Genomic DNA, 26,652 nt, shown 5'->3' on the forward strand with positions numbered 1-26,652 from the left:
ACCTAAATTATACAACAAACTTAAAGTCAACCTGATATATCTTTACAACTTATAAACTATTAAAATTAGATATTATGAAAACTATAATGTTAGGAGTTGCAGCTTTTTTATTTACTTTAAATAGTCAAGCTCAAAATACAAATGTAAAATCAGAGGTAAAAACCAATATTACAACAACAAAAGATTCTCAAGGTGCTAAAAAAATAATCCAAAGTCAGGAAATCAAAGAAGTACAAAATGTTGAATTGAAAGATGCTGATTCAAATGTTTTAAATAAGGATATAAAAGAAAGCCCTATCCAAGTAACGGCAACTACAGCTGTCACTGCAAACGGCGTCACAAGAGTTATTGAAGTTGACAGATCAGCTTATTACAATTTAGACGGGAAAAAATATCAGGTAACAACTGACAAAAGTGGTTATACCATGTTTTTACCAGATGGCAAAAAAGCGGCGGTTTTAAGAAAAACATCAAATAACAATTACATTTACAGAACAAAAACTGCTACTTCATATGGTTATTTTGACGCCAATGGAAATCTAGTTTTAGAAACATACGATGATAAAACCGATAAAGTAACGGTGACTACTTATATTATTGTCAAATAATTAAGAAAAAATACCCACCAATAAAAAAATCCTGAGTAAATAACTCAGGATTTTTTTATGTTTTAAATGCAAGTTGTATTTATTCGTTGTGTAAAAATGCTTGTCTGTTAAGCAAAGTTTCTTCCGTTTCTACATGGTTATCATCTGGAATACAACAGTCTACTGGACAAACAGCAGCACATTGTGGTTCATCATGAAATCCTTTACACTCGGTACATTTTCCTGGAACGATGTAATAAACTTCATCTGAAATTGGTGTTTGAGCTTCGTCAGAATCAACTTCTGTACCATCAGGCAAAATTACTTTTCCTTTAAGCTTGGTCCCATCTTTATATCTCCAATCGTCCGCTCCTTCGTATATTGCTGTATTTGGGCACTCGGGTTCACAAGCACCACAATTTATACATTCATCAGTTATTATAATTGCCATCTTTTTATAGTTTTAAAGTCATAATGCCGAATGTCGAATGTCAAATATTCTTTTGACATTAGGACTTTTGACTTTCGACATAATTATGCTTATTTTTGTGCAAAATTACAATCAAAACTATTCATAAGCAAACATTATGACATTAGAAACAAAAAAAAGTGTTTTTGTTGAATTAGGAAAATTCTTAAGTCAATTTTCTGAAGACAATTCTATTAAAAAAACTGACGTTTTATACAACGATTTATTTTTTGATGATTTTATTGATTTAATAAAACTATCGCAATCTCATAATGGCTGGTACACACCGGAACAAGTCTATTTTTCGATTCATTCTTGGTCAGAAGCGCTTACTGAAGAAAATTTGAACCAATGGCTATCTGCTTATGATTTTAAAATCGAGAAATCTAAAAACATTGCTTTAATCCTTGCAGGAAATATTCCATTAGTTGGTTTTCATGATTTTTTGTCGGTATTGATTTCAGGCCATAAAGTATTGGTTAAAACTTCATCAAATGACCAACATCTATTGCCTTTTTTGGCCAAATACATAATGGCTATAGAGCGTGAATTTGCTGACAGCATACATTTTGTAGATGGAAAATTAGAAAATTTTGACGCCGTTATAGCAACCGGGAGCAATAATACAGCTCGTTATTTTGAATATTATTTCAAAGACAAACCTTCCATAATTCGAAAAAGCAGAAACTCAATTGCGGTATTGACCGGTAAAGAAACTAAAGAACAACTTACGGCACTAGGCGAAGATATTTTTAGATATTTTGGTTTAGGATGTCGTAATGTATCTAAACTTTTTGTTCCAAAAGACTATTCTTTCGTAGCTTTTTTTGAAGCTATTTTCGAATACCAAGATGTCATTCATTATGAAAAATATGCCAATAATTACGATTATAACAAGGCTGTTTTCCTGATGAGCAATTTTAAATTATTGGATAACGGATTTTTGACTTTAAAAGAAGATAAAAGTCATGCCTCTCCTATTTCGAGTGTTTTTTATGAATACTATGAAAATATCGATGATTTACAAACGCGATTACAAGCAGAAAGTGAGCAAATACAATGCATTGTAAGTGATTCTATTATAGAAAACAGCATTGATTTTGGACAAACACAAAAACCTGCATTATGGGATTATGCAGATAATGTGGACACTATATCGTTTTTGTTAACAACATAGTCAAAAATTGTTTAATTATTGCGAATTATTTAACGATTTTTAAACTCCTATTGCCGAAATTTGCATCTTAATTTTTTGGACTTAAACTACACCATGAAAAAACACAACTACAGCGCAGGACCTTGTATTTTACCACAAGAAGTTTTTGAAAAATCAGCACAAGCTATTTTAAATTTCAACAATTCTGGTTTATCCATTTTAGAAATTTCGCACAGAAGCAAAGACTTCGTTGCCGTTATGGATGAAGCAAGAGCACTTGCTATTGAACTTTTAGGCCTTGAAGGCAAAGGATATCAGGCATTATTTCTTGCTGGCGGAGCTAGTTTAGAATTTATTATGGCTCCTTATAACTTGATGAAAGAAGGTGGAAAAGCCGCTTACCTTGATTCAGGAACTTGGGCATCAGCAGCTATAAAAGAAGCAAAACTTTTTGGCGACACTGTTGTTGTCGCTTCATCAAAAGAAGAAAATTACAATCACATTCCAAAAGGATATGAAATTCCTAGTGATGCAGATTATTTTCATTGCACTAGTAACAACACTATTTTTGGTACACAAATGAAGGAATTTCCAACTACAGATATTCCTGTTGTTTGTGATATGAGTTCTGATATATTTTCCAGAGTATTAGACTTTTCAAAATTTGATATTATCTATGCTGGAGCTCAAAAAAATATGGGCCCTGCGGGAACCACATTGGTTGTTATTAAAGAGGAAATTTTAGGTAAAAATAACAGAATAATCCCAAGCATGTTGGATTATACTAAGCATATCAAAGCAGAAAGTATGTATAATACTCCGCCTGTTTTCCCAGTTTACGCGTCTTTATTGACTTTACAATGGTTGAAAAACCTTGGCGGTGTTGCTGCTATTGAAAAAATAAATAATGCTAAAGCAGCATTACTTTATGGAGAAATTGACAGAAACCCTTTATTCAAAGGCGCTGCAGCTGTTGAAGACCGTTCGAACATGAATGCTACTTTCTTGTTGAATGATTCTGCTCATGCAGAAACTTTTGATGCCATGTGGAAAGCGGCAGGAATATCTGGATTACCTGGACACCGTTCAGTAGGTGGTTACAGAGCTTCTATGTACAATGCCCTTCCATTAGAAAGTGTTCAGGTATTGGTTGACGTAATGAAAGAATTGGAAAAAAACATGTAATAATTTAAGAATTGAAGATTTAATAATTATAAAAATTAAATTAGTGAATCTTTCAATTAAAATTATACTTTAAAATTAAAAAATCCTGATTGAATCTTTAAATCATTTAATTTTTCAATCTTTAAATTAAAACATAAATGAAAGTATTAGCCAATGACGGAATTTCTAAAAGTGGAATTCTAGCTTTAGAAAAAGGTGGATTTGAAGTTATAACTACAAAAGTGGCACAAGAACAAGTTGCTAATTTTGTAAATGAAAACAGTGTAAGCGTTGTTTTGGTGCGTAGTGCTACCAAAGTTCGTAAAGACATTATAGACGCTTGCCCAGGATTAAAAATTATTGGTCGTGGCGGTGTAGGAATGGATAACATTGATGTGGACTATGCTAAAAGCAAAGGGATTCATGTAATCAATACTCCAGCTTCTTCATCAGAATCAGTTGCAGAATTAGTTTTTGCACATTTATTTTCTGGTGTCCGTTTTTTACATGACTCTAACAGAAATATGCCACTTGAAGGAGATACAAACTTTGAAGGTTTGAAAAAAGCATACGCTAACGGAATCGAATTAAGAGGAAAAACTCTAGGTGTAGTAGGAATTGGACGTATTGGTCAAGCTACTGCTAAAATGGCATTAAGTTTAGGCATGAAAGTAATTGCTGCTGACATGTTTATCCCACAAGTTGACGTTAAAGTTGAATTCTTTGACGGTCAATCTATCACAACAACAATCGTTTCTCAATCACTAGAATCTTTATTCAAAGAAGCTGATTTCATAACCTTGCACGTTCCTGCTCAAGATGGTTACATTATTGGAGAGAAAGAATTGGCTATTATGAAAGACGGTGTAGGTATTGTAAACTGTGCTCGTGGAGGTGTTATTGATGAAGTTGCATTAGTAAAAGCACTAGACAGCGGAAAAGTATTGTTCGCTGGATTGGATGTTTTTGAAAACGAACCAACTCCTGAAATGGCTATCTTGATGAATCACAAAATCTCTATGACTCCACATATTGGGGCTGCAACAGGAGAAGCACAAGATAGAATTGGTACTGAATTAGCTTCACAAATCATTAGTTTACTGAAATAATTTTACTGCAATTAAATAATTAAAGGATGTCCACAAGACATCCTTTTTTTTTTGTTAAATCTTTAATAATCAATTCTTTGATTTTTTTGTAACTTTATCGTATAATTTTACATGCCATGAAAAGTAACGTTTACATAGTATTGATTGTTTTAGCTTCCTTATTTAGTTGCAAAACTTCAAAAACAACTTTACCTAACACAGCTAAAACAGTTGCTCAAGGTGATACTGTCAGAATTGCTAATGATAAACTGGAATACGAGGTTATTATTATTGACCCAGGTTTTAGCACTTGGCTTGTTTCTACTGCTCTCCCTCGGAATTACTATTCGCAAAACTACTTAGAAAATAAAAACCGAATATGGGTTAGTGAATGGAACAGTCGCGTCCTACAACCCATGCGCTATAATCCAAATTTATATGAAATGACCATAAATTATGATCCAAACGTTGATTATGGATATGAGGTGAGTTACTTAATCTACAACTACATGGTTTATTTTCAAAACAGATATAAACAAAAACTTTTTGGTCCTGTGCCCTTAAGATAATCTTCTTATATTTGTAATCATTATAAATAAAAATGGAGAATTTAAAAAAAAGATGGGGAATTGAGACTAACTTTCAACTCGCCATTGTATTTATTGTTTTTGCTATCACAGGTTCTGCATCAGCATGGTTGTCAAAACCATTTTGTTTTTGGTTAGGAATAACTAAATCTGATTTAGGTTTTTGGTTTACTCCGGTTCGACTGCTTCTAATTTTTCCTTTATATCAAGTACTTTTAGTCTTAATAGGATTTGTTTTTGGACAATTTAAATTCTTTTGGGCATTTGAGAAAAAAATGCTAAAAAGAATGGGATTTGAATTTCTATTTAAAGAATAAAAAAACGCCTCAATTACTGGGCGTTTTTGTTTTTTATTAAATAATTGTAAATCCAAGTCAATGTAAATGACGGAATAAAATCAGAAAATGGTAATATCTCTTCCAGAAAAGTAAATACTCCTCCCACCTTCCCTACAGTTCCTTTGTACATCATTGTCATCAGATAACCTGCGATAGGAGCCCAAACAACATCAGAGAATTCTCCGATGAAAGGAACGGTAAACGACAACATTCCTATTGCATCGAATAGTATTCCCAGAATAAGATTTCTTTTTTTATTATCCGTTCTATCTATTGGTATTGCTTCCATATTTTATTAAATTTCTTTTGATTAAAATACACAAATCTAATGCCAATTATTTTTTGAGTTTATCTTTATATACTTTTTGTAATTTTTCGATTTTTGGTGTAATTATATAACTGCAATACCCTTGCACTTTGTTTTGGTTGTAATAATTTTGATGATAGTCTTCTGCTCCATAGAATTTTGACGCCGCTGAAATCTGTGTTACAATTGGTTTCCCAAAAGTATTTTCTTTCGTCATCAAAGCGATATATTCTTCTGATAACTGCTTCTGAGATTCGTTATTATAAAAAATTTCACTTCTGTATTGTGTACCAATATCATTTCCTTGACGATTTAATGTCGTTGGGTCATGTGTTGCAAAAAATATTTCCAGTAATTCTCCAAAGCTTATGATATTTGCATCAAAAGTGATTTGAATTGCTTCCGCATGACCAGTATCACCATTGCAAATGTCCTTATAGGTCGGATTAATTGTTTTTCCGCCTATATATCCGGAAACTACTTTATTTACTCCATTTAATTCTAAAAAAACGGCTTCAGTGCACCAAAAACAACCTCCGGCAAACGTAGCAACTTCTAATTCGTTTTGTAATTCCATATTTAAAGTTTTTCTAATTTTTCACAAAAAAACGTGGTTGTCTCACTTTGCATAAAAATAGTTTGAAAATCAAATTTAATCTAATATTTGAAACTGATTATTCCATATTAACTAAAGTTTATAATTTGTCGAAAGGAAATATCTATTGCATCCATTTAATAATCACTAAAATCTTTGTTTCTTTGTGAAAATAGTTTCAAAATGATACATGCCAAAAATTTGCATAAATATTACGATCAACTTCATGTCTTGAAAGGGGTTGACCTACACATAAAAAAAGGAGAAATTGTTTCTATCGTGGGTGCTTCGGGAGCCGGAAAAACGACGCTATTGCAAATTCTTGGAACGCTAGACAAACCTACAATTGAAAATGAAATAGAATTACGAATCAATGACGAAGATATTCTGACGATGAATGATAAAACTTTGTCCAAATTTAGAAACTTAAATTTAGGTTTCATCTTCCAATTTCATCAATTACTTCCTGAATTTACGGCACTGGAAAACGTTTGCATTCCTGCTTACATAGCCAATAAATCCAAACAAGAAACGGAGATTGAAGCCGAAAAGCTGTTGACTTATCTTGGTCTTTCCCATCGAATGAATCACAAACCTAATGAGCTTTCAGGAGGAGAACAACAACGCGTTGCTGTTGCAAGAGCACTGATCAACAAACCCGCGATTATTTTTGCCGATGAGCCTTCGGGAAATTTAGATACTGCATCTGCTGAAAATTTACATCAGCTATTTTTTAAATTAAGAGATGAACTAGGGCAAACTTTTGTGATCGTGACTCATAACGAGGAATTAGCGAATATGGCAGATCGGAAACTAATAATGGTGGACGGATTGATTAGTAATTAGAAAGTTTAAAAATCCAGGTTTAAAGTTTATTTGAAACAAGAACCGTTTTAAACCTTAAACTTGATATAAAAAAATGAATCCTTCTGAACTAAAAGATTTTCTGGACGAAAAAGTCATTCAATACAATAATCTTGATTTCATAGACAGTGATCCCGTACAAATTCCGCATTTATTTTCTATAAAGGAAGATATTGAAATCGCTGGCTTTCTCAGCGCAACTATTGCTTGGGGAAATCGTAAAATGATTATCAAAAATTCACATCGAATGATGGATTTGATGGGAAATGCACCTTATGATTTTGTTATGTCACACACCGAAAATGATTTACAACGACTAGAAACTTTCGTTCACAGAACTTTTAACGGACAGGATTTTGCCAGTTTTATTAGAAGTTTAAAACATATTTATAAAAATCATGGTGGTTTAGAAACTGTTTTCACCCAAGATCAATCTCAAGGAATTGAGACAACATCAACCCAAAGAAGTATTCATGAATTCAAAAAAATATTCTTTGAAATCCCACATCAGTACAGAACACAAAAACATATTTCAGACCCTTTAAATAATTCGGCCGCTAAACGCATTAACATGTACTTAAGGTGGATGATTCGGCAAGACAATAAAGGCGTTGATTTAGGAATTTGGAAAAGCATCTCTCCTGCTGCTTTATCTTGTCCTTTGGATGTTCATTCCGGAAATATTGCCAGAAAATTAGGCCTGTTGACCAGAAAACAAAATGACGGTAAAGCACTAGCAGAATTAGATTTACAACTCCGAGAATTCGATGCAAATGATCCTGCGAAATATGATTTTGCTTTATTTGGATTAGGAGTTTTTGAAGGGTTTTAACAATTTATACTTAGTTAATTTATTGTTAATGACCATTTTTATATATAACTTTAACCCTTAATAGTTAAGGCTGAAATTTATTGATTTTTTATCGATCTTAAAGTTATTTTTCTTTCTATTAAAACAAATACCACGATAGAATGAAAACCCACTTATGTGTTTCAAATAGAGACATTAATTGTTTTATAAATGTTATATTATCAAATTTAAATAATAATAATTTTTCGGTTATTATATTTTACAAATTTCTTATTGTCTATAATCTAATTACCATATTTCATCTCTCACTTTATTTTACAGCTTTCTTTGTTTTTTTCTTAGTTATACTTTTTCAGTTTTCATTTTTGATTTACAGTTACACTATAGTAACTCAAATTCTTATAAAGCGTATTGACATTGAATATATAAAAATCAATCTGCACAAAGAAACCATTGTATTTAAAATCTGGTGGATTGCAAAAAACTTTTTTAATCAAATTAAATCAATTCCATATAATTTCAAAAAGGAGAATTATTATTTAGAATTAATAAAATCTTTGAATACCATATTTTTTTAAAAAAAAATATTTAGTAAAAAACCAACACCAATATTATTACGTATTTGAATAGAGTAATTAAAGAAGTTTAAATCAAAAATAAACTCAGAAAATTAAACTAAAAAGCACTTTATTTAAAATTAAAAACATACATTCATCCAATGACAAATATATTAAAAGTTGGAGATTTAGCGAATAGAATTGGTCAACCTATAAAATCTTCTAAATCAATAATTCCAATTTATATGTTTACAGAATTAGAGGAGTTAAAGTCATTATATAATAAGTAATATGAAAAAAATTGTACTCGCAGAAGATAATTCAATGCTTTCGATGTTACTTAAATTTAGATTAGAAAAAGAGGGATATACTCTTCTTATAGCAGAAAATGGAAAAGAAACTATTGAATTAATTGAAGAGCATAATCCAGAATTAATATTAACTGACATTATGATGCCTTATATAAGCGGATTAGAAGTCATAAGTCATGTTAGAAACAAATTAAACAATCAAACGCCTATCATTGTATTTTCAGCATCTGGACAGGAAGAAATAGTACTTAAAGCGTTCAAATTAGGAGCCACAGACTTCATGAGCAAACCTTTTAGTCCTAATGAATTAGTCAATAGGGTAAAAAAGATTTTACGCTAATATTTAAAATATAAAAGCCCCCTTAAATAATATGTTAGAATACAACTATTTTATTGAAAATTTTGAAAAATCTCCTTTAATAATCCAAGTGGTTTGGGCCTTTATTATGACAATAATTTTTTTTATTATTATCATAACTATATATCTTAAATATCTAAGGAGCTTTTTAAGAGCAAATGAAAAATTAAAAAATAAAATAGAAAAAGAATATGAAACTTTGGTAATAAATTATTTGTATGCTGGAGATGAAACAGATAAAATCAGTTCCGAGCAACAATCAATTATTGAACAATTAAAATCAAATATCTTTGAAACTTTCAGAAGAAATATTTTAATCTCGACATTACTAAAATTAAGCTATGAAATCTCCGGAGAAATGGCTGAATCTCTTCATAGACTATACATTCAAACCGGACTTTTAGATTATTCGTTATCTAAATTAAAAAGTAGAAAATGGAATATTATAGCAGACGGAATTAGAGAACTTACACTTTTTCATGTAAAAGAAGTTCAGGAACAAGTAAAAATCCATATAAACCATCCCAAAACAGAAGTACGTAGTGCTATGCAATTGTACTTAGTCAATCTATTTCATTTTGAAGGCCTTGATTTTTTAAATAACATTACAACCCCAATATCTGAATGGGATCAGATTCAATTATTAGAAGTACTTCAATTACACACTAATCAACGGGTTACAAGCATCAATTTATGGTTAAAATCATCTAATGAATCGGTTGTTTTTTTTGCATTAAAACTTGCAAAAATCTACAATCAATATGGCGTCAAAGATGAATTAACAGCAATTTTGGACCATAAAAATATAAAAATAAGAATTGATGTCATTCATCTTTTAAGCTATTTAAATATTATTGATGCAAAAACAATTTTAAAAAATAAATTTAAAAAACTTACTTTAGAAGAACAAATTGCTTTTTTTGAGATGATGGAAAATCTATATGAAATGACAGATAAACCTTTTGTAATGGAACATATTCTCAATACAAATTTTGAAATCAAATTCTCAGCACTTAAAATTTTAAGAAACTTAAATATTGAAGAGTTTAATCGCTTCAAGAATTTGACAGTAGAACCTGAATTTGTTAGAATTGTAAAATATATAGAATCAAATTAAATCCTTTTTAAATACAGAACATGGCGTTTATTATTCATTTTTTATTTTTTCTGTACAGTTTTATGATTATAAGTTCCTATATTATATTAGGTATTATATCTGTATTTGAAACTATTGAGTATATGAAAAAAAATAAATTTGTTAACTACAATAAGATACTATCCTCTAATATATCTCCATCTATTTCAATTATTGCTCCTGCCTACAATGAAAGTTTAAATATTATTGAAAACGTAAGATCATTGCTTTCTTCACATTACGCAAATTATGATGTAATTATTGTAAATGACGGAAGTAAAGATGACAGTCTGGAAAAACTGATTTTAGCCTATAGTTTAATTCCCGTAGATTTTCTTATTAATGAACAAATTCCAACACAGCCATTAAGAAATGGGATTTACAAGTCAACAAACCCTGCATTCGAAAAATTAATTGTTGTTGATAAAGAAAACGGAGGAAAAGCAGATGCCTTGAATATGGGTCTTAATATAAGCACTAACAAATATGTTGCTTGTATTGATGTAGATTGTTTATTAATAGAAGATGCGCTGCTAAAATTAGTTAAACCATTTTTAGAAACAACTGACAGAGATGTTATTGCCGCAGGCGGTGTGATTCGAATTGCCAATTCCTGTGTCATTAAACAAGGTAAATTACTTGATGTTAACCTTCCCGAAAAAATGCTGGAAAAAGGGCAAATTCTAGAATACTTAAGGGCTTTTTTACTTGGTAGAATGGCATGGAGCAGGTTAAATGGATTACTAGTTATATCCGGTGCCTTTGGCTTATTTGATAAAAAAATAGCCATTGAAGTGGGAGGATATGACACAAATACCGTTGGAGAGGACATGGAAATCATTGTTCGCATGAGACGGTATATGGAGGAAAAGAAACTCAAATATAAAGTCGCTTATATTCCAGATCCACTTTGCTGGACAGAAGCTCCTGACAATTACAAAATATTTATTTCTCAAAGAAATAGATGGACGCGAGGAACTATTGAAACACTTCGGAAACATAGAAAAATTGGATTCAATCGAAAATACAGTTCTATGGGGACGCTAAGTTATCCTTATTGGTTTTTGTTTGAAAGAATGGCACCTATTGTAGAAGTTTTAGGTGTAATATATTTCTCCTATCTTATTTTTTACAATCAAGTAAGATGGGATTATACCATTGCGTTTATTCTTTTAGCGTATTTATTTACGGTACTATTTTCTATTGCAGCTATCATTTCGGAAGAGCTTACTTATCATCAATATAAGAAAAAAGGTACCGGTTTCAAAATGATAATGATTGCTTTCTTAGAACCTTTTGTGATACATCCTTTTATATTGTATGCAGCTATTGTTGGAAATAAAGATTACTATTTCAACAAAAAAAAGAAATGGGGAGCTATGACTAGAAAAGGAATGGCTAAAGCTTAAATATTTAAAATATAATTCTAAAAAATGGAGATTAAAAAAATGATTTCTAAAATAATTGCTAAACTAATTGTTATCCTTATTTTTTTATATGCCTTTCAAATGTTTGGGCAAGAAAAAAAATTCAGTGGAGATCCAGACAGCGCCTTCAAGACTGCACGTGATTTAGCATCCAGCAATCAACGAAAACAAGCACAGGACACTTTACTTTTTATTTTGACAAAATATCCAGATTATCATGATGTTCGTACATACTTGGCGACCACTTATGGCTGGGATGCAGATTATAAAAAAGCAAAAAAGGAATTTGAAGTTGTTTTAGAAAAAGATCCAAAAAACAAACCTGCCTGGCAGGGAATAATTCAAAATGAATTATGGGCAAATGCTCCTTTTATCGCTTTGGAAATGTCTGACAGAGCCTTGGAACAGTTTCCCAAAGACCCCGACATATTGCTCTTGAAAGCCAAGGCCCAGGAACAGACCGAAAAGACTGTGGATGCTTTGGATACCGTCAATTTAATACTTAAGGAAAATCCAGAGAACAAAAAAGCAGAAGAACTTAAATATAGTTTACGAAAAAAGGTAAGTCTTAATACTATAGGTCTAATTTTGTCAGCCGATTTTTATTCTGCTGTTTTCGACCCGATGCAATATTACAGTCTGAAATATGGACGCCAAACTAAACTGGGATCTTTAACTGCTAAACTGAATTTCAACAGGAGATTAAATACTAACGGTGAACAGCTTGAAATAGATATGTATCCTAAAATTATTAATGGACTCTATGGTTACATTAATGCCGGATATTCAAATTCTCCTCTTTTCCCTAAAACAAAATACGGTGCTGAACTTTTCAAAGCTTTATCTCACGGTCTCGAAGCTTCCCTTGGTTTTCGAACGCTGAATTATGCCACCACAACTAATTTCTACACTGCTTCTGTAAGTTGGTACACGGGCAACAGTTACTGGTCGTTTCGTCCGTATCTCACTCCGGGAGATGTGGGAACCAGTTTTTCCGGTGCTTTGACTTATAGAAAATACCGATCGGATGCCGATAATTATTTCAGTGTTTCAGCAGGTATGGGATATTCGCCCGAGCTAAACCAATTCAATTACACGGCTGTGGATAACGTCAAAATAGGATTGAAATCGCAAAAAATTAATTTAGGTTACAATTTTACTTCTCGCAATCAGCGAAATATTTACAACACTCAATTCGGAATCACGCATCAAGAAGAACTATTCAGTCCCGGTGATTATTATTGGGTTTATTTTGTGGCCTTTACTTGGGATGTGCGTTTCAGATAAATTTGCTTCCATTTCGAAATTCGAACTGGAAACCAAGAAGTAGAATTTAAAAAAAACATGATTTAGCCTGAGAAAAATCAGGAAGGAATTTATGAGGTTATAAATGAGTTACACACAAAAAAAAAATAATTATGAAAACAAATTACACAAAAGTACTATTGTTAAACCTTATCCTATTCTGTACAACTTCGTTTGGACAGACGGGCAATAAATATCCTTATGCCACAAATAAGGATTTTTTAACCATTTGGAACGGGGAAGCTTATGTTCCTTTTTTCATAAAGGGAACTAATTTAGGAGTTGGAATTCCCGGGACATTCCCTGGAGAATTGGCCCCCACTTATGAGCAATATTTTCATTGGTTTGGAGAAATGAAAGAGGCGGGTTTCAATTCGTTCAGAATTTACACATTGCATTATCCACGTTTTTATAAAGCCTTGCGTGATTATAACAACCTACATCCTGACAACCCTTTACTTTTTATGCAGGGAGTTTGGCTTGACGAAGAAGCCCAAAATTATAATAACAACTTAAATTTTCTAACTAATACTTTCCAATTAGAAATTCAGGACAACATAAAATGTTTGCATGGAAACAACACAATTCCGGAACGATTCGGAAAAGCTTCCGGTAATTATACAACTGACGTGTCAAAATGGTGTCTGGCTTATATCATTGGAAGAGAAGTTTTCCCGGAAGAAGTTTCAACAACTAACCTTTCGAACCCAAGTGACACCCAATTTACAGGTAAACATCTTAAAATAGCGAATGCTTCACCTGCTGAACAGTGGGAAACAAGAATGATGGATTTCGCGATTGATTTTGAACAAACTACTTTTGATACACAAAGACCTATTAGTTTTTCAAGCTGGCCGACATTAGACCCATTGACACATACGAGTGTAGTAAACGACCCGGAAGACAGCCAGCAAATTGATTTGTCTAAAATTGAAATCGTAAACGCTCCGGCGGGGATTTTCTTGAGCTATCATGCCTATCCGTATTACCCCGATTTTATTGGGGATCAGGCTTCTTATCAAAACACTTCTGATAATTTTGGTCCAAACAGTTATAAAGCCTATTTACAAGAACTTAAATCGCATTATACCAAATTCCCTCTAATCATTGCTGAATATGGCGTTCCCAGCAGTTGGACAACGGCACATTACACTTCATCGGGCATGAATCACGGGGGATTTGACGAATACGATCAGGGTCATATAGATATGAGAATTTTACAATCGATTTCCGATACTCGATGTGGTGGTGGTATCCAATTTTCACTTATCGACGAATGGTTTAAAAGAACTTGGGTAGCAGATGCTTTGGATTATACTCCTGAAAGCAGAGTGCTGTGGCAAAACCTTAATTCTGCTGAACAAAATTTTGGTTTGTTGAGCTTCGAAAAAGCCTCTCAATTTAAAACCTTGAAAGATAACAGCGCAGATGCCGTAACAAAAATAAGCGCAGATGCTAACCTCAAATTTTTGGAGATTAAACTGGATCTAAAAGAATCTTTTAAAACCATCGATGAACTTTGGGTAGCGTTAGACACTTATGATACAACTCTTGGAGAATCTTTGCTTCCTAATGGAGCCAGCATCCCCAACAGAAGTGAATTTGCCTTAAAAATAACCAATCATTCTGCAGAATTATATGTTACCGAAGCTTATGATACTTATGGTAACTGGCATCATGTTTCTACGGCCAACCAATTGTATCATTCGACAGCCACCGATGGCAAACCTTGGAATATCGTTAGAGTTAAAAACAACGGTACTAATTCTAATGCTGATATCCAATACATTGGAAAATTACAGGTGAATTATGATTTTCAACCGTCTTCATCTAAAGATGGGGTGACTATTGCCGATAAATCAATCCATATTCGTTTGCCTTGGAACTACATTAATTTTGTAGCTCCAAACACTAAAACCGTATTAAACGACATCAAAGAAACCCCGGCGAAAGAAGAAGCTATTACTGATGGTATCAAAATAAATGCCTATTACAAGCAAAATTGGTTTCAGCACGACGATAGATTTGTTTGGAATGATTGGAATGCGAGTGATTTGAAAAATATTCCGGAGAAAAGAAAAGTTTCTTTTTATGTGATGCAGGACAATTTACAGAAATTCAACACTAGTGCCATCAGCGTAAATGATGAGTACACTTTTAATGATGGTAGTTATCCTGCCTATATTAATGCTCCTTACGGTTTGCTCAAAAACGACTTTGATTTGGATGGAACAGAAAAAATGACGGTTATTTTTAAAAATCCTAAAAGCGGAATTTTGACATTACAAACTGATGGTTCTTTTGAATATTCTCCCATTCTTAATTTCGTTGGCACAGATACTTTTCAATATGCTATTTATGACGGTTATAGTTTATCTACACCTACTACGGTTGTATTAAATGTTAAAAAACCTAACCTAAATATCAACTCTGTTCAAACGCACATAAATATATATCCAAATCCTGTAGCTGACATTTTAATTGTGGAATCACCTACAGACTTTGATGAGTTGATGATTTTTGATGCCACCGGAAAGAAAATGAAGTCATATCCTAATTTCGATAGAACGGCAAACATAAATTTAAGTGATCTTACCACTGGTATCTATTATCTAGTAGGCATCAAAGACGGAAAAACCTCCAGCGCTAAAATCATCAAGAAGTAAGATTTTATTCATTTAGCGAAAAAAAGGAAAAACATTTTGTATAAAAAATTATGCAAGGTTTTTTAGACTGTGTCTTATCCTGAAAAAAGATGACAATAATGAGCTCGATCCTGTATCGGGCTCATTCCTTTTGAATCTAATTTAATTAATTTTTTATCCATCTATTGACTCAAAATGAAGCCATTAATATCCTAAATAGGAGTATCCTTAAAAATAACGTACCTTTGCACAAAATTTACGTTTTATGACCACTTTCGAACAATTCAATCTTCCTAAATCCGTACAAAAAGCAATAGACGATTTAGGATTTACGACACCTACTCCTATTCAGGAAAAAACTTTTTCTGTGATAATGTCAGGAAGAGATATGATGGGTATTGCTCAAACCGGTACCGGTAAAACATTTGCATACTTATTGCCTTTATTGAAATTATATAAATTTACTCCGGGACATACTCCTAAAATAGTAATTCTGGTTCCAACGCGTGAACTTGTAGTACAGGTAGTGGAAGAGGTAGAAAAATTGACAAAATATATGTCGGTTCGTACCGTTGGTATTTTTGGAGGTGTCAACATTAATACTCAAAAAACAACCGTTTATCAAGGTTGCGACATACTAGTAGGAACTCCGGGAAGAATCATGGATTTAACGCTAGATAATGTGATTCGTTTTGAAGAAATGCAAAAATTGGTGATCGATGAGTTTGATGAGATGCTTAATTTAGGTTTCCGTACCCAATTGACATCAATTTTGGCCATGATGCCAAAAAAACGTCAAAACATCCTGTTTTCGGCAACGATGACAGATGAAGTAGATGCTATCTTAAATGATTATTTTGATTATCCGGAAGAAGTTACCTTATCTGCATCAGGAACTCCATTGGAAAACATCAAACAAATCAGCTATCAAGTTCCCAACTTTAATACTAAAATAAACCTTTTAAAACATTTATTACAAAATAACGAAGACATGAGTCGTGTTTTGGTGTTTGTGAATAATAAGAAGATTTCTGATATGGTTCATGAACGAATCGAAGAAGATTTTGAAGGAGAATTTGGAGTTATTCACTCGAACAAATCTCAAAATTATCGTTTGAGCACAATGGCTTCGTTCCAAGAAGGGAATTTACGTGGTTTGATCACCACAGATATTATGGCAAGAGGTTTGGATATTTCAAACATCACCCATGTTGTCAATTTTGAAATGCCGGAAATGCCGGAATTGTACATGCACAGAATTGGTAGAACCGGTCGTGCCGATGCTAAAGGAACTGCAATCAGTCTTATCACGCCTCGTGAGGAAGAATCTAAAGTCGAGATTGAAGTGTTGATGAACATGGAATTAGCAATCGAACCTTTCCCAGAAACAGTTGAAGTTTCATCTAAATTAATCGAACCTGAAAAAGACAGACAGCCGATTAAGTTTATGATGAAAAAACAGAAACTTGACGGAGACGGCGCTTTTCAAGAGAAAAGTAAAAAGAATAAGAAAGTCAATTTAGGCGGTCCTGGTGTCACCAAGAAGAAAACACATGGATCGGTAAATAGAAACATGCTAAAAACCAGAGACAAAAAAAGAAAAGATAAAAATAAATAATACTAAAAAAGGCTAAAAATGACAATCATTTTTAGCCTTTTTTATTGAGTCATATATATTTAATTCTTTGTAAAAACCAAACAAACCGGAGAACATAAATTAATTCTTTTTCCCGTATCTGTTAGCGCTCCAGTGGTACTGTTTCTTTTAAAAATCATCACATCATTCGTATATTGATGTGCCACCAAAAGAAATTTTCCAGAAGGATCAATCGTGAAATTTCTAGGTCCTTTTCCTAAAGTACTTACTTGCCCTTTCGATAGTAATTTTCCGTTTTTTAGAATTTTATAGATTGAAATGCTATTTGCTTCTCCTCTATTTGTGGCATATAAAAATTTTCCGTCAGGCGAAATATGAATATCTGCTGAACTAAAAGTTCCTTTAAAATCTTTTGCTAAAATGGTGGTTTCATCAATTTTTTTCAATATCCCGTTGGAGTAGCTAAAAACAGTTAACGCCCCGTCTAGTTCCTGCAATAAGTAAACAAATCTTCCGTCTTTACTGAAGGTCAAATGTCTTGGTCCACTACCCGATTTTACTGAAATACTATCTTTAATTTTCAATATCTCATTAAAAGAATTCGGATTGTATTGATACGAATACACTTTGTCATTCCCTAAATCATTGGACAAAACAAACTTTTTATCTGGAGAAAAATGAACCATGTGTACATGAGGTCCTTCTTGCCTTTTGGCGTTTGTTCCTTTTCCATAATGTTGTATTAACTGTTTCGCTTCTGTAATACTTCCGTTGGGATTTTTTCCAAAAACAGCAATATTCCCACCCGAATAATTAGCGACAATTACATTTTTTTCGTCATTGATAATATAACAAGGATCAGCTCCTTTTGAACTTTGCTTATTGATCAAGTTCAATTTTCCGCTGGACGGATTATAACCAAAAGAGCTCACCGTACTTTTGGTACCATTCTCATTTACGGAATAAACGAAATTATTATCCTTTGAAACGGTTAAATAGCTCGGGTTTATAACCTTATCCGTAGCATTTTTTAACTTAAAATCTCCAGTATTCGAATCAAAATCATAAACATACATTCCTTTGCTTTCGCAGCTATTTGTATAGGTTCCAATAATCAAATTGTTTTTGCTTTTTTGGCCTTGAATTGTTGCTAAAGCGAAAATAGAAAGAAGAATTGTATATATTTTTTTCATAAATTGTTTCTAGAGTTAATTTCGACAAAAGTAATTATTCTTCCTTTTTATTATTTTCCAAAAGTGTTTTTGCAGAAATACTAGTAACCACTTTTCTGCCTGTTTTAGCTTCTAATTCTTTCAAGGCAACTTTGGCAACATTTCCGCCTTGTTGCGCAACTTTTTGGCTTTCCTTAAAATTATTTGGATTTACCGCCTGTGAAATATCTTTGGTTGAAGCTTCGGCTAACATATTCAATATTAATTCGGTATTACTCATATTGTCCCTAAGGTTTTCTTTTTTCAACCCTTTCAAAACCTTATATTCCTTGGTTGTTTTTTCAGACCAAGCTTTGGTGATAATATCAGTCAATATAGCAAATTGGATTCCTTCTTTTAATCCTTTACTTTTCCATTCATCGGTAAGTTCTTTGCGAATTTCAATACTTTTTAAACGTTGATTAATCCAACTTTCAGAATAGCCTAATTGCAAATAATGTTGCAAAGCTCTGTCAATTCCTATTTCTGGATCCTGCATTTCGTCTAATCGTTCGCTTCCTACTTGAGCTAACCAAAGCTTGAAAGGTTCTGCTTTTGGCGAAGGTATCGATTGGATGATTCTAAAAATATCTTTAGTGCTTCCAGCTAATGTTTTCCGTTTTTTGCCATTGGTCAACATTGCTATCTGGGGACAATTTGTCCCTATGTAGCTTCCTAACTCGGCATCTCTTTTTCTAATTTTCTTTAAATAATCAGTTGGATTTATGGAATCTGTCAATACTGCCACAACATCTACAATAGAAAAATACCACTTTTCTTCCTCTTCATTCCATAAAGAACGAACTTGTTTTTGTTCAAATAGTTGTAATGCGGTTTCTTTGGTCATAATTATTCAATATTCATTTTATTTCTGCTCCTCCGCTGGTCCTCAAAATTATCCTTATCTACTCAAATCAGAATAACCTGTTTAATAATTGTCAAATCTATATCGCTAATATAATCTAAATTTCATCAAAATCTGAAATCCAAAATCCGAAAATTGAATACAAAATACTATCTTTGATAAACTCAACATCAGAATGTATTTTAAAAATCCTGAAATTTTATACTTTCTATTGCTATTGATTGTACCAATTTTGGTTCATTTATTTCAATTACGTCGTTTCAAAAAAGAATATTTCACCAATGTTCGTTTCTTAAAAGAACTGTCCATACAAACCAGAAAAAGTTCCAAAATAAAAAAATGGTTACTTCTCAGCACTCGTTTATTACTTCTCTCTTGTGTCATCATAGCTTTTGCACAACCCACTTTTAAGGCAAAAGAAAAGGAAAATGCCACCAATGAAATGTATATTATTCTGGACAATTCCTTTAGCATGCAAGCCAAAGGAAAAAAGGGAGAATTGCTAAAACGTGCCATCCAGGAACTACTGGAAGAAACTCCTGAAAATCTGCATTTTTCTTTACTTACCAATTCTGAAAATTATTGGAACACAGATATAAAATCGATTCGCAATAACTTACAGAAACTTAAATACAGCGCCATACCATTTCAATTAGATAATATAATGGCGAAGTTAAAAGCTCGTAAATCAGCTTTCAAAAAAGATGTTGTGATAATCACAGACGCCATTGGATTAAGCCAAAAACAACTTAAAAATAGTGATGCTACTAATTCCCTAAAATTTATTATTCCAAAAGCAGAGCAAAAAAACAACGTTTCCATAGATAGTGTTTTCATCAAGGGAGCATCGGATGATTTTTACGAAATTAGCATTGAATTAAAGGCTTACGGTGAAGATATTAATGCTATTCCAATTGCATTATACAATCAAAACAAACTCATTGCGAAGACCACAGTAAACTTTGAAACGAAGAAAAAAAGTATCTTTTTCACAATACCCAAACAAACTTTTCACGGTTATGTTTCAATAGTTGACAATGGTTTAGCGTATGACAACACGTATTATTTTAGCATTTCCAAAACCAAAAAAATTAACGTCATCAGTATTGGAGAAGCTGAAAAAAGTACTTTTTTATCCAGAATATATACCAATAACGAATTCGTCTATAACAACTTCACTGTTGGCTCATTGGATTACAATAAACTGCAAGATCAAGATGTCATTGTTTTAAATGAATTGGATGAAATCCCGCAAGCATTGCAAACCACATTAAAGTCATTTGTAGAAAAAGGAGGTAATATTATTGTGATTCCATCGACTTCATCCACAAGTGCAAATATCAATGAATTTTTGATGAATTTTGGCAACGTAAAATTCAATTCTTTAGAAAACACAGAAAAATTAATCACTAACATTAATTTCAGTCATCCGTTATTCAACTCCGTTTTTGAGAATAAGGTAAACAATTTTCAATATCCAAAAACAAAAAAATCATTTGTATTATCCAGCTCAAGCCCTGCTGCATTGTCTTATGAAGACCTCAGTATTTTCTTGACAGCATTACAGAATCCTATTTCATGCGTTTATATTTTCTCGGCTCCAATTAATACTACAAATTCAAATTTCCAGCAATCTCCATTAATTGTTCCTACTTTTTACAAGATGGCATTAAACAATCAAAACAACAGTATAAATGCTTTGATAATAGGAAATAACAATCCACATCTAACTAACGCTTCATTAAACAAAGACGATATTTTGACCGTCAAAGGTATCGAAGAACAATTTATACCGGTTCAACAAATCCTCAATAATAAGATTAAAATAAATTTCAATGACTATCCGGAGCAGGCTGGAAACTTTGAAATATATAACAAAAAAGAGTGGCTGGAAAACATCAGTTTCAATTTCAATAGAACAGAAAGTGATTTGGGTCAAGCCAATGAAAACCTTCTTTCCGATTACAAAATAATCGATTCTACATCAACCTTTTTTGATACTTTACAAACTAACAAAACTGATAATCAAATTTGGAAATGGTTTGTTATCTTTGCGCTGTTATTTCTACTAGCGGAAATGGCAATTATAAGATTCGTAAAATAGAAACGAAGTTCAAATAATTAAAAAATACTTATGAAAATAATCATCAGAGAAGTAAAAATTATTGATTCAAAAAGTCCTTTTCATAACCAGACTTTAGATATTTTAATTGTTGATGGTTTTATAAAAAAAATTGGAAAATCTCTTCCAAATTCAGAAAATGCTGAAGAGATAAAACTATATAATTTACATGTCTCGCAAGGCTGGTTTGACAGCAGCGTTTCCTTTGGAGAACCTGGTTACGAAGACAGAGAAACTATTGAAAACGGGCTTAATACCGCTTCAAAAAGTGGTTTTACTGCAATTGCATTGCAACCCAACTCTTCCCCTATTATTGACAACCAGTCACAAGTCAATTTTGTATTGAACAAAGCGTATGGATTCGCCACTCAACTTTTCCCAATTGGTGCTTTGACCAAAGGAAGCGAAGGGAAAGACATGGCGGAATTATACGACATGAAAAAAGCGGGTGCTGTTGCTTTTGGCGATTATACGAAAAGCTTGGACAATGCCAATTTGCTTAAAATAGCGTTGCAATATGTGCAGGATTTTGATGGATTGGTGATCGCATTTGCTCAAGACGAGAAAATAAAAGGAAGTGGAGTCGCTAACGAAGGTATTGTTTCTACTCAATTAGGACTAAAAGGAATTCCTAATCTTGCCGAAGAATTACAAATAGCAAGAAATCTGTTCTTACTAGAATATACCGGAGGAAAATTACATATCCCAACCATTTCAACTGCAAAATCAGTGCAATTAATCAAAGAAGCTAAAGCCAAAGGATTGAATGTAACTTGTAGTGTAGCTGTGCATCATTTGGTTTTAACCGATTCAACATTAAAAGGATTTGATACCAGATACAAAGTTTCGCCACCATTACGAACAGAAACGGATAGAAATGCATTACTAGAAGGAATAAAAAACGAAACCATTGACATGATCACATCAGACCATAACCCGATAGATATTGAGCATAAAAAAATGGAATTTGATACCGCAAAAAATGGAACAATAGGATTAGAAAGTGCTTTTGGCGCTTTAATGACGGTTCTCCCATTAGAAACTATAATCGAAAAATTGACTGCAGGAAAAGCTGTTTTCAGTATAGAAAGTAACTCCATCGACGAAGGTTTACAAGCGAATCTAACTTTATTCAATCCGGAACCGAAAAGTATTTTTACCAAATCGAACATCTTATCAAAATCAAAAAATTCTGCTTTTTTTGGAATGGAAATCAAAGGAAAAGTTTACGGAATTGTGAATCAAAGAAAAATAATTTTAGCATAAAAAAATGAACAACACGATCGAGGCAGGAAAAACCGCAGCCATAACAAGTTATATTTTAGGCATTGGTGTTTTCATAGCAATGTCAATGAACTCAGAAGACAAAAATACTTTTGCTTCTTTTCATATTCGTCAAGGATTAGGAATTACACTAACATTTATCTCATTAGGATTGATTATCAGCAATTTTGACAGTTTATTAATTTCTGCACCAATGTGGATTTTCGTTTCTGTTTTATGGTCATACGGAATTTTTAGTGCTATAAAAGGAGAGACAAAACCAATGCCATTATTAGGGGCTTATTTTCAAAAATGGTTTTCAAACATATCATAATAAAATGAAATTATCTTTAGAATATAAAATACGAGAACCAAAAATAAAATTAGACAAAAATCCTCTTTTGCTTTTACTTCACGGTTACGGCAGCAATGAGGAAGATTTATTTTCATTTGCAACTGAACTTCCAGATGAATATTATATCGTTTCAGCGAGAGCTCCGTACAACATGCAATATGGTGCGTATGCTTGGTACGCCATCAATTTTGATGCTGATGAAAATAAATTTTCAGATCATGAACAGGCAAAAATTTCAAGAGATTTAATAGCTCAATTTATTGATGAATTAATTCAAACTTATCCCATAGACTCTAAAAACGTTACCTTGGTTGGCTTCAGCCAAGGTTCCATTTTAAGTTATGCAATAGCCTTATCGCATCCTGATAAAGTACAAAGAGTTGTTGCGTTAAGCGGTTATGTAAGTGAACCAATTTTAGAAGAAAATTACTTGATAAATGATCTTTCGAAACTAAAAATATTTCATTCACATGGAACGGTTGATCAGGTTATTCCAGTCGAATGGGCACGAAAAACAAAACCCTTTTTGGAAAAACTAGGTATAAATTCTACCTACAAAGAATATCCAGTAGGTCATGGTGTAGCACCACAAAATTTTTATGACTTTAAAAATTGGCTTCTTGAAAATTAGCATTCAGAATTGAATTGCAGTTTTCGGTATTTTTGAACACTGAAAACTGCAACGAAATACTAGATTTACTTTTGATACAGCAACGATTGATTTACTTCAAAAGCAATACTTTCATCATCATTGACAAAGTATTTCAATAAAACTTCTCCCCATATTTCTCCATCACTAAAATCAGCAATAATCCATCGGTGATTTAGAATTCTAACTTTATTGATAATAAATTTATTGGCCCCAATTTGATCTTGACCGGTATAAGGATTCCCTTTTGGATTTGAATTATAGTCCAGTAATTTCTCCGTTACAACTGGAATTAATTTTTCATATTGAATCGTTTTTTCACCGCTTCCGGTATCAAAATAATTTTGCGCATTTTCGTTTTTTTCCAAAGAAAAATAATTGGCATCAGCCAGTTTATTGGTAACAGAATTCAAACTGTCTTTCAACTTTGTAGTCACTTTTGCATATCTATCCTGTTCGAAAGCTACTTCCTTACTCAGAAACATGTAGGTATAAATATTCATAAGAACAATAAGAATAATAAGGTAGAGCATTAATGATCTTTTCATTTTGAGTGGTATTAAATCGTAATTTGTAAATTATCGTAAGCCAAGAAAACGTTTTTAGGCAGTTTTTTTTGCACATCTTCATGAAACCCAAGAATATGGCTAATATGAGTGATATACGTTTTTTGTGGTTGAACCAAAGCAATAAAATCTAAAGCTTCCTGCAAATTGAAATGTGTATTATGTGGTTCTTCCCGTAAAGCATTTACAACCAAAACTTTTAAACCTTTTAGTTTTTGGATTTCACTTTCTTCAACTGTTTTCACATCTGTCAAATAAGCAAAATCATCAATTCGATAGCCAAAAACCTGAAGATCTCCATGCATGACATTTACAGGAATTGCCTTTTTGTCTCCAATAGAAAATGGATGATTATTGACTACTTCAATCGTTTTCACAGAAGGTGCTCCCGGGTATCTATTTTTGGTTTCAAAAATATAATCGAAACGTCTTTTCAAGTTTTCAATTACGCGTTGATGCGCATAAATAGGTATCTCGCCTTGCTTAAAATTAAAAGGACGAATGTCATCTATACCCGCAGTATGGTCTGCATGTTCATGAGTAAACAGGATTCCGTCTACTTTGTGGCAGTTTGACGAAAGCATTTGTTGTCTGAAATCAGGTCCGCAATCGATTACGAAAGAATGATCGTCCCAAGAGATCCAAACGGAAACCCTTAACCTTTTATCCTTAATATCAGTACTTTTACATACCGAATGATTGCTCCCAATAACAGGTATTCCTTGTGATGTTCCTGTGCCTAAAAAATATATCTTCAACGGTATCATAATTTTTTACAAAAATAGGTTTATTTCTCCTTCATTAGAAACCATTTTAACTAACTTTGTAACATATTAGCCATATTTAAAATAAAATGGGTACTGAAATAAAACTAAAAGGTGACAAAGTCATCGAGCAAATTCCTTCTACAAAAGACAAGGCACTTCGTATTAACCTGAATGAAAACATCTACGGAACTTTTGCCGAAATTGGTGCCGGACAAGAAACTGTCAGACATTTTTTTAGAGCTGGAGGTTCATCGGGTACAATCGCAAAAGCAATGTCAGCATATGACAAAGATTTTAGTGATGCCGTTTACGGAATAGAGAAAGATGGCCGTTATGTTACGGAAAGCCGACTAAAAAAAATGTTAACCTTCGAAGGTCAATTAATTGAAGAACGATTAAGTAGAGAGAAACATCCAAATAAAATGTTTTTCAGCTATGCTAACACTGTAGCAACTATCGATTTTGCAAAACAATTTAAAGGACACGGATGGGTTGGTATTCGATATCAAATTGAACCAGATGAAGATTATAATGAAATTATAATTCATATTCGCTTTAAGGAAACCGATGTTCGATTGCAACAGGAGACCCTCGGTATTCTTGGTGTAAATCTTATTTACGGAGCCTATTACAAATACAACGACCCAAAACGATTGTTGCGTTATTTATATGACCATCTAGACAAGGATCAACTGGAAATAGATACCATCAATTTCTCAGGGCCGCGTTTTGCAGAAGTAGACAATCGCTTGATGAGTTTACAGCTAGTAAAAAATGGGATGACGGATGCGGTGATGTTTAATCCAGATGGGAAAAATATCCTTCCTGCTGCCATATTGTATAAAAAAAATATTCTCGCTTTTAGAGGTAGCTTTCGTCCCGTTACGAAAGTGAATATGGACATGTATGAGAAATCATTAAAAATGTTTCTAAACGAGAATAAAGTTGATGAAGAAAATACACTTGTAATTTTCGAAATCACCTTATCAAATTTGCGTTCCGACGGTGAAATCGATGAGAGAGATTTTATGGATAGAGCTGAATTACTCTGCTCATTAGGACAAACAGTAATGATTTCTAATTTCCAGGAATATTATAAAGTAGTCGAATATTTTGCCAATTATACCAAAGCACGAATGGGATTAGCCATGGGTGTAAATAACTTGGTTGATATTTTTGATGAAAAATACTATCGTCATCTAAGCGGTGGAATTCTGGAAGCTTTTGGAAAATTATTTTACCGTGACATGAAAGTTTTCTTATATCCTATGATTGGTGAAAACGGCGAAATTATTACCTCAGATAATTTGAAAGTGCATCCTAGAATGAAAGAACTTTACAAATTCTTCAAGTTCAACGGAAAAGTTGTTGATATTGTTGATTATGATCCAGACATCCTGGAAGTATTCTCTCGAGAAGTGCTAAACATGATAAACCATGGAAAACCAGGTTGGGAAACTATGCTTCCTTCAGGAATTGCAGAAATCATTAAGGAGCATCAACTTTTTGGGTATGACCCAAATAAGCTTTTAAAAATCAGCAATTAATGTATA

26 protein-coding genes are annotated in these 26,652 nt (G+C 32.7%); 19 read left to right on the forward strand and 7 right to left on the reverse strand.

From position 1 onward, the window contains the following. The first annotated feature begins 74 nt into the window (after positions 1–74). A complete protein-coding gene (locus ACFX5F_RS08075) occupies positions 75–608 on the forward strand; it encodes a hypothetical protein (RefSeq protein ID WP_379851560.1) in 534 nt (177 codons plus the stop codon). Positions 609–687: 79 nt separating this feature from the next. On the opposite strand, the gene ACFX5F_RS08080 is transcribed toward ACFX5F_RS08075, so the two are convergent. Then, positions 688–1,038, reverse strand: coding sequence for a 4Fe-4S dicluster domain-containing protein (locus ACFX5F_RS08080; RefSeq protein ID WP_196849097.1), 351 nt, complete (start codon positions 1,036–1,038; stop codon positions 688–690). Positions 1,039–1,174: 136 nt separating this feature from the next. Here ACFX5F_RS08080 and ACFX5F_RS08085 point away from each other — a divergent pair, with 136 nt between their 5' ends. The 5 genes from ACFX5F_RS08085 to ACFX5F_RS08105 all read left to right on the forward strand — a co-directional run bounded on the left by ACFX5F_RS08085 (position 1,175) and on the right by ACFX5F_RS08105 (position 5,368). After that, positions 1,175–2,233, forward strand: coding sequence for an acyl-CoA reductase (locus tag ACFX5F_RS08085; protein ID WP_379851561.1), 1,059 nt, complete (start codon positions 1,175–1,177; stop codon positions 2,231–2,233). Positions 2,234–2,326: 93 nt separating this feature from the next. After that, entirely contained in the window at positions 2,327–3,397 is a 1,071-nt protein-coding gene (serC, locus tag ACFX5F_RS08090) for a 3-phosphoserine/phosphohydroxythreonine transaminase (RefSeq protein WP_379851562.1), read from the forward strand. Positions 3,398–3,534: 137 nt separating this feature from the next. Next, positions 3,535–4,485: a D-2-hydroxyacid dehydrogenase gene (locus tag ACFX5F_RS08095; RefSeq protein ID WP_379851563.1), complete on the forward strand. Its 951-nt coding sequence runs from the start codon at positions 3,535–3,537 to the stop codon at positions 4,483–4,485. 116 nt (positions 4,486–4,601) lie between these two features. Continuing rightward, positions 4,602–5,033 carry a DUF6146 family protein gene (locus tag ACFX5F_RS08100; protein ID WP_379851564.1) on the forward strand — a complete coding sequence of 144 codons (432 nt, stop codon included), beginning with the start codon at positions 4,602–4,604 and terminating at the stop codon, positions 5,031–5,033. Positions 5,034–5,065: 32 nt separating this feature from the next. Next, positions 5,066–5,368, forward strand: a complete 303-nt coding sequence (locus ACFX5F_RS08105; protein WP_379851565.1) for a DUF6787 family protein — start codon at positions 5,066–5,068, stop codon at positions 5,366–5,368. 13 nt (positions 5,369–5,381) lie between these two features. Here the strand turns inward: ACFX5F_RS08105 and ACFX5F_RS08110 are convergent, their stop codons facing one another. Continuing rightward, positions 5,382–5,678: a hypothetical protein gene (locus ACFX5F_RS08110; protein ID WP_379851566.1), complete on the reverse strand. Its 297-nt coding sequence runs from the start codon at positions 5,676–5,678 to the stop codon at positions 5,382–5,384. A gap of 46 nt (positions 5,679–5,724) precedes the next feature. Next, positions 5,725–6,273, reverse strand: coding sequence for a peptide-methionine (S)-S-oxide reductase MsrA (gene msrA / locus ACFX5F_RS08115; RefSeq protein ID WP_379851567.1), 549 nt, complete (start codon positions 6,271–6,273; stop codon positions 5,725–5,727). Between the two features lie 201 nt (positions 6,274–6,474). Here msrA and ACFX5F_RS08120 point away from each other — a divergent pair, with 201 nt between their 5' ends. The 8 genes from ACFX5F_RS08120 to ACFX5F_RS08155 all read left to right on the forward strand — a co-directional run bounded on the left by ACFX5F_RS08120 (position 6,475) and on the right by ACFX5F_RS08155 (position 17,322). Next, the gene (locus tag ACFX5F_RS08120; RefSeq protein WP_379851568.1) at positions 6,475–7,137 is read left to right on the forward strand and encodes an ABC transporter ATP-binding protein; all 663 of its coding nucleotides are present in this window, start codon (positions 6,475–6,477) and stop codon (positions 7,135–7,137) included. A 73-nt stretch (positions 7,138–7,210) separates the two neighbouring features. Further along, complete coding sequence (locus ACFX5F_RS08125) at positions 7,211–7,987, forward strand: TIGR02757 family protein (RefSeq protein WP_379851569.1); 777 nt, start codon at positions 7,211–7,213, stop codon at positions 7,985–7,987. Positions 7,988–8,814: 827 nt separating this feature from the next. Then, positions 8,815–9,174, forward strand: coding sequence for a response regulator transcription factor (locus tag ACFX5F_RS08130; RefSeq protein ID WP_073207859.1), 360 nt, complete (start codon positions 8,815–8,817; stop codon positions 9,172–9,174). 31 nt (positions 9,175–9,205) lie between these two features. Then, on the forward strand, positions 9,206–10,309 hold the full coding sequence (locus ACFX5F_RS08135; RefSeq protein WP_379851570.1) for a hypothetical protein: 1,104 nt from the start codon (positions 9,206–9,208) through the stop codon (positions 10,307–10,309). A gap of 122 nt (positions 10,310–10,431) precedes the next feature. Further along, a complete protein-coding gene (locus tag ACFX5F_RS08140) occupies positions 10,432–11,736 on the forward strand; it encodes a glycosyltransferase family 2 protein (RefSeq protein ID WP_379851571.1) in 1,305 nt (434 codons plus the stop codon). Between the two features lie 24 nt (positions 11,737–11,760). Then, positions 11,761–13,041 carry a YaiO family outer membrane beta-barrel protein gene (locus ACFX5F_RS08145; RefSeq protein ID WP_379851572.1) on the forward strand — a complete coding sequence of 427 codons (1,281 nt, stop codon included), beginning with the start codon at positions 11,761–11,763 and terminating at the stop codon, positions 13,039–13,041. Positions 13,042–13,172: 131 nt separating this feature from the next. Then, positions 13,173–15,725 (forward strand): T9SS type A sorting domain-containing protein, encoded by a 2,553-nt coding sequence (locus ACFX5F_RS08150; RefSeq protein ID WP_379851573.1) that lies wholly within the window; start codon positions 13,173–13,175, stop codon positions 15,723–15,725. A gap of 244 nt (positions 15,726–15,969) precedes the next feature. Then, positions 15,970–17,322: a DEAD/DEAH box helicase gene (locus tag ACFX5F_RS08155; protein WP_379851574.1), complete on the forward strand. Its 1,353-nt coding sequence runs from the start codon at positions 15,970–15,972 to the stop codon at positions 17,320–17,322. Between the two features lie 59 nt (positions 17,323–17,381). Here ACFX5F_RS08155 and ACFX5F_RS08160 read toward each other — a convergent pair whose 3' ends face one another. Then, positions 17,382–18,494 (reverse strand): lactonase family protein, encoded by a 1,113-nt coding sequence (locus tag ACFX5F_RS08160; RefSeq protein ID WP_379851575.1) that lies wholly within the window; start codon positions 18,492–18,494, stop codon positions 17,382–17,384. A gap of 34 nt (positions 18,495–18,528) precedes the next feature. Then, complete coding sequence (locus ACFX5F_RS08165; RefSeq protein ID WP_379851576.1) at positions 18,529–19,359, reverse strand: BRO-N domain-containing protein; 831 nt, start codon at positions 19,357–19,359, stop codon at positions 18,529–18,531. A 193-nt stretch (positions 19,360–19,552) separates the two neighbouring features. Between ACFX5F_RS08165 and ACFX5F_RS08170 the strand changes: the two genes are divergently transcribed. From ACFX5F_RS08170 to ACFX5F_RS08185, 4 genes are read left to right on the forward strand one after another with little or no spacing between them, the layout of a single operon-like run. Beyond that, on the forward strand, positions 19,553–21,481 hold the full coding sequence (locus tag ACFX5F_RS08170; RefSeq protein WP_379851577.1) for a vWA domain-containing protein: 1,929 nt from the start codon (positions 19,553–19,555) through the stop codon (positions 21,479–21,481). A gap of 30 nt (positions 21,482–21,511) precedes the next feature. Further along, on the forward strand, positions 21,512–22,765 hold the full coding sequence (locus ACFX5F_RS08175; protein ID WP_379851578.1) for a dihydroorotase: 1,254 nt from the start codon (positions 21,512–21,514) through the stop codon (positions 22,763–22,765). A gap of 4 nt (positions 22,766–22,769) precedes the next feature. Further along, positions 22,770–23,096 carry a hypothetical protein gene (locus ACFX5F_RS08180; protein ID WP_379851579.1) on the forward strand — a complete coding sequence of 109 codons (327 nt, stop codon included), beginning with the start codon at positions 22,770–22,772 and terminating at the stop codon, positions 23,094–23,096. A 4-nt stretch (positions 23,097–23,100) separates the two neighbouring features. Beyond that, entirely contained in the window at positions 23,101–23,748 is a 648-nt protein-coding gene (locus tag ACFX5F_RS08185; protein WP_379851580.1) for an alpha/beta hydrolase, read from the forward strand. Between the two features lie 65 nt (positions 23,749–23,813). Here ACFX5F_RS08185 and ACFX5F_RS08190 read toward each other — a convergent pair whose 3' ends face one another. Further along, positions 23,814–24,314: a hypothetical protein gene (locus ACFX5F_RS08190; protein WP_379851581.1), complete on the reverse strand. Its 501-nt coding sequence runs from the start codon at positions 24,312–24,314 to the stop codon at positions 23,814–23,816. Positions 24,315–24,325: 11 nt separating this feature from the next. After that, positions 24,326–25,090, reverse strand: coding sequence for an MBL fold metallo-hydrolase (locus tag ACFX5F_RS08195; RefSeq protein WP_379851582.1), 765 nt, complete (start codon positions 25,088–25,090; stop codon positions 24,326–24,328). A gap of 95 nt (positions 25,091–25,185) precedes the next feature. Between ACFX5F_RS08195 and ACFX5F_RS08200 the strand changes: the two genes are divergently transcribed. Continuing rightward, entirely contained in the window at positions 25,186–26,646 is a 1,461-nt protein-coding gene (locus tag ACFX5F_RS08200; protein ID WP_379851583.1) for a TonB-dependent receptor, read from the forward strand. Positions 26,647–26,652: the final 6 nt, after the last annotated feature.

Origin of the sequence: Flavobacterium zhoui (assembly GCF_042787235.1) — a bacterium.
Classification (GTDB): domain Bacteria; phylum Bacteroidota; class Bacteroidia; order Flavobacteriales; family Flavobacteriaceae; genus Flavobacterium; species Flavobacterium zhoui.

Bases quoted from the DNA above. Each gene is read 5' to 3' on its own strand.
- ACFX5F_RS08075 (WP_379851560.1), top strand. From the start codon at position 75: ATGAAAACTATAATGTTAGGAGTTGCAGCTTTTTTATTTACTTTAAAT.
- ACFX5F_RS08080 (WP_196849097.1), bottom strand. From the start codon at position 1,038: ATGGCAATTATAATAACTGATGAATGTATAAATTGTGGTGCTTGTGAA.
- ACFX5F_RS08085 (WP_379851561.1), top strand. From the start codon at position 1,175: ATGACATTAGAAACAAAAAAAAGTGTTTTTGTTGAATTAGGAAAATTC.
- serC (WP_379851562.1), top strand. From the start codon at position 2,327: ATGAAAAAACACAACTACAGCGCAGGACCTTGTATTTTACCACAAGAA.
- ACFX5F_RS08095 (WP_379851563.1), top strand. From the start codon at position 3,535: ATGAAAGTATTAGCCAATGACGGAATTTCTAAAAGTGGAATTCTAGCT.
- ACFX5F_RS08100 (WP_379851564.1), top strand. From the start codon at position 4,602: ATGAAAAGTAACGTTTACATAGTATTGATTGTTTTAGCTTCCTTATTT.
- ACFX5F_RS08105 (WP_379851565.1), top strand. From the start codon at position 5,066: ATGGAGAATTTAAAAAAAAGATGGGGAATTGAGACTAACTTTCAACTC.
- ACFX5F_RS08110 (WP_379851566.1), bottom strand. From the start codon at position 5,678: ATGGAAGCAATACCAATAGATAGAACGGATAATAAAAAAAGAAATCTT.
- msrA (WP_379851567.1), bottom strand. From the start codon at position 6,273: ATGGAATTACAAAACGAATTAGAAGTTGCTACGTTTGCCGGAGGTTGT.
- ACFX5F_RS08120 (WP_379851568.1), top strand. From the start codon at position 6,475: ATGATACATGCCAAAAATTTGCATAAATATTACGATCAACTTCATGTC.
- ACFX5F_RS08125 (WP_379851569.1), top strand. From the start codon at position 7,211: ATGAATCCTTCTGAACTAAAAGATTTTCTGGACGAAAAAGTCATTCAA.
- ACFX5F_RS08130 (WP_073207859.1), top strand. From the start codon at position 8,815: ATGAAAAAAATTGTACTCGCAGAAGATAATTCAATGCTTTCGATGTTA.
- ACFX5F_RS08135 (WP_379851570.1), top strand. From the start codon at position 9,206: ATGTTAGAATACAACTATTTTATTGAAAATTTTGAAAAATCTCCTTTA.
- ACFX5F_RS08140 (WP_379851571.1), top strand. From the start codon at position 10,432: ATGAAAAAAAATAAATTTGTTAACTACAATAAGATACTATCCTCTAAT.
- ACFX5F_RS08145 (WP_379851572.1), top strand. From the start codon at position 11,761: ATGGAGATTAAAAAAATGATTTCTAAAATAATTGCTAAACTAATTGTT.
- ACFX5F_RS08150 (WP_379851573.1), top strand. From the start codon at position 13,173: ATGAAAACAAATTACACAAAAGTACTATTGTTAAACCTTATCCTATTC.
- ACFX5F_RS08155 (WP_379851574.1), top strand. From the start codon at position 15,970: ATGACCACTTTCGAACAATTCAATCTTCCTAAATCCGTACAAAAAGCA.
- ACFX5F_RS08160 (WP_379851575.1), bottom strand. From the start codon at position 18,494: ATGAAAAAAATATATACAATTCTTCTTTCTATTTTCGCTTTAGCAACA.
- ACFX5F_RS08165 (WP_379851576.1), bottom strand. From the start codon at position 19,359: ATGACCAAAGAAACCGCATTACAACTATTTGAACAAAAACAAGTTCGT.
- ACFX5F_RS08170 (WP_379851577.1), top strand. From the start codon at position 19,553: ATGTATTTTAAAAATCCTGAAATTTTATACTTTCTATTGCTATTGATT.
- ACFX5F_RS08175 (WP_379851578.1), top strand. From the start codon at position 21,512: ATGAAAATAATCATCAGAGAAGTAAAAATTATTGATTCAAAAAGTCCT.
- ACFX5F_RS08180 (WP_379851579.1), top strand. From the start codon at position 22,770: ATGAACAACACGATCGAGGCAGGAAAAACCGCAGCCATAACAAGTTAT.
- ACFX5F_RS08185 (WP_379851580.1), top strand. From the start codon at position 23,101: ATGAAATTATCTTTAGAATATAAAATACGAGAACCAAAAATAAAATTA.
- ACFX5F_RS08190 (WP_379851581.1), bottom strand. From the start codon at position 24,314: ATGAAAAGATCATTAATGCTCTACCTTATTATTCTTATTGTTCTTATG.
- ACFX5F_RS08200 (WP_379851583.1), top strand. From the start codon at position 25,186: ATGGGTACTGAAATAAAACTAAAAGGTGACAAAGTCATCGAGCAAATT.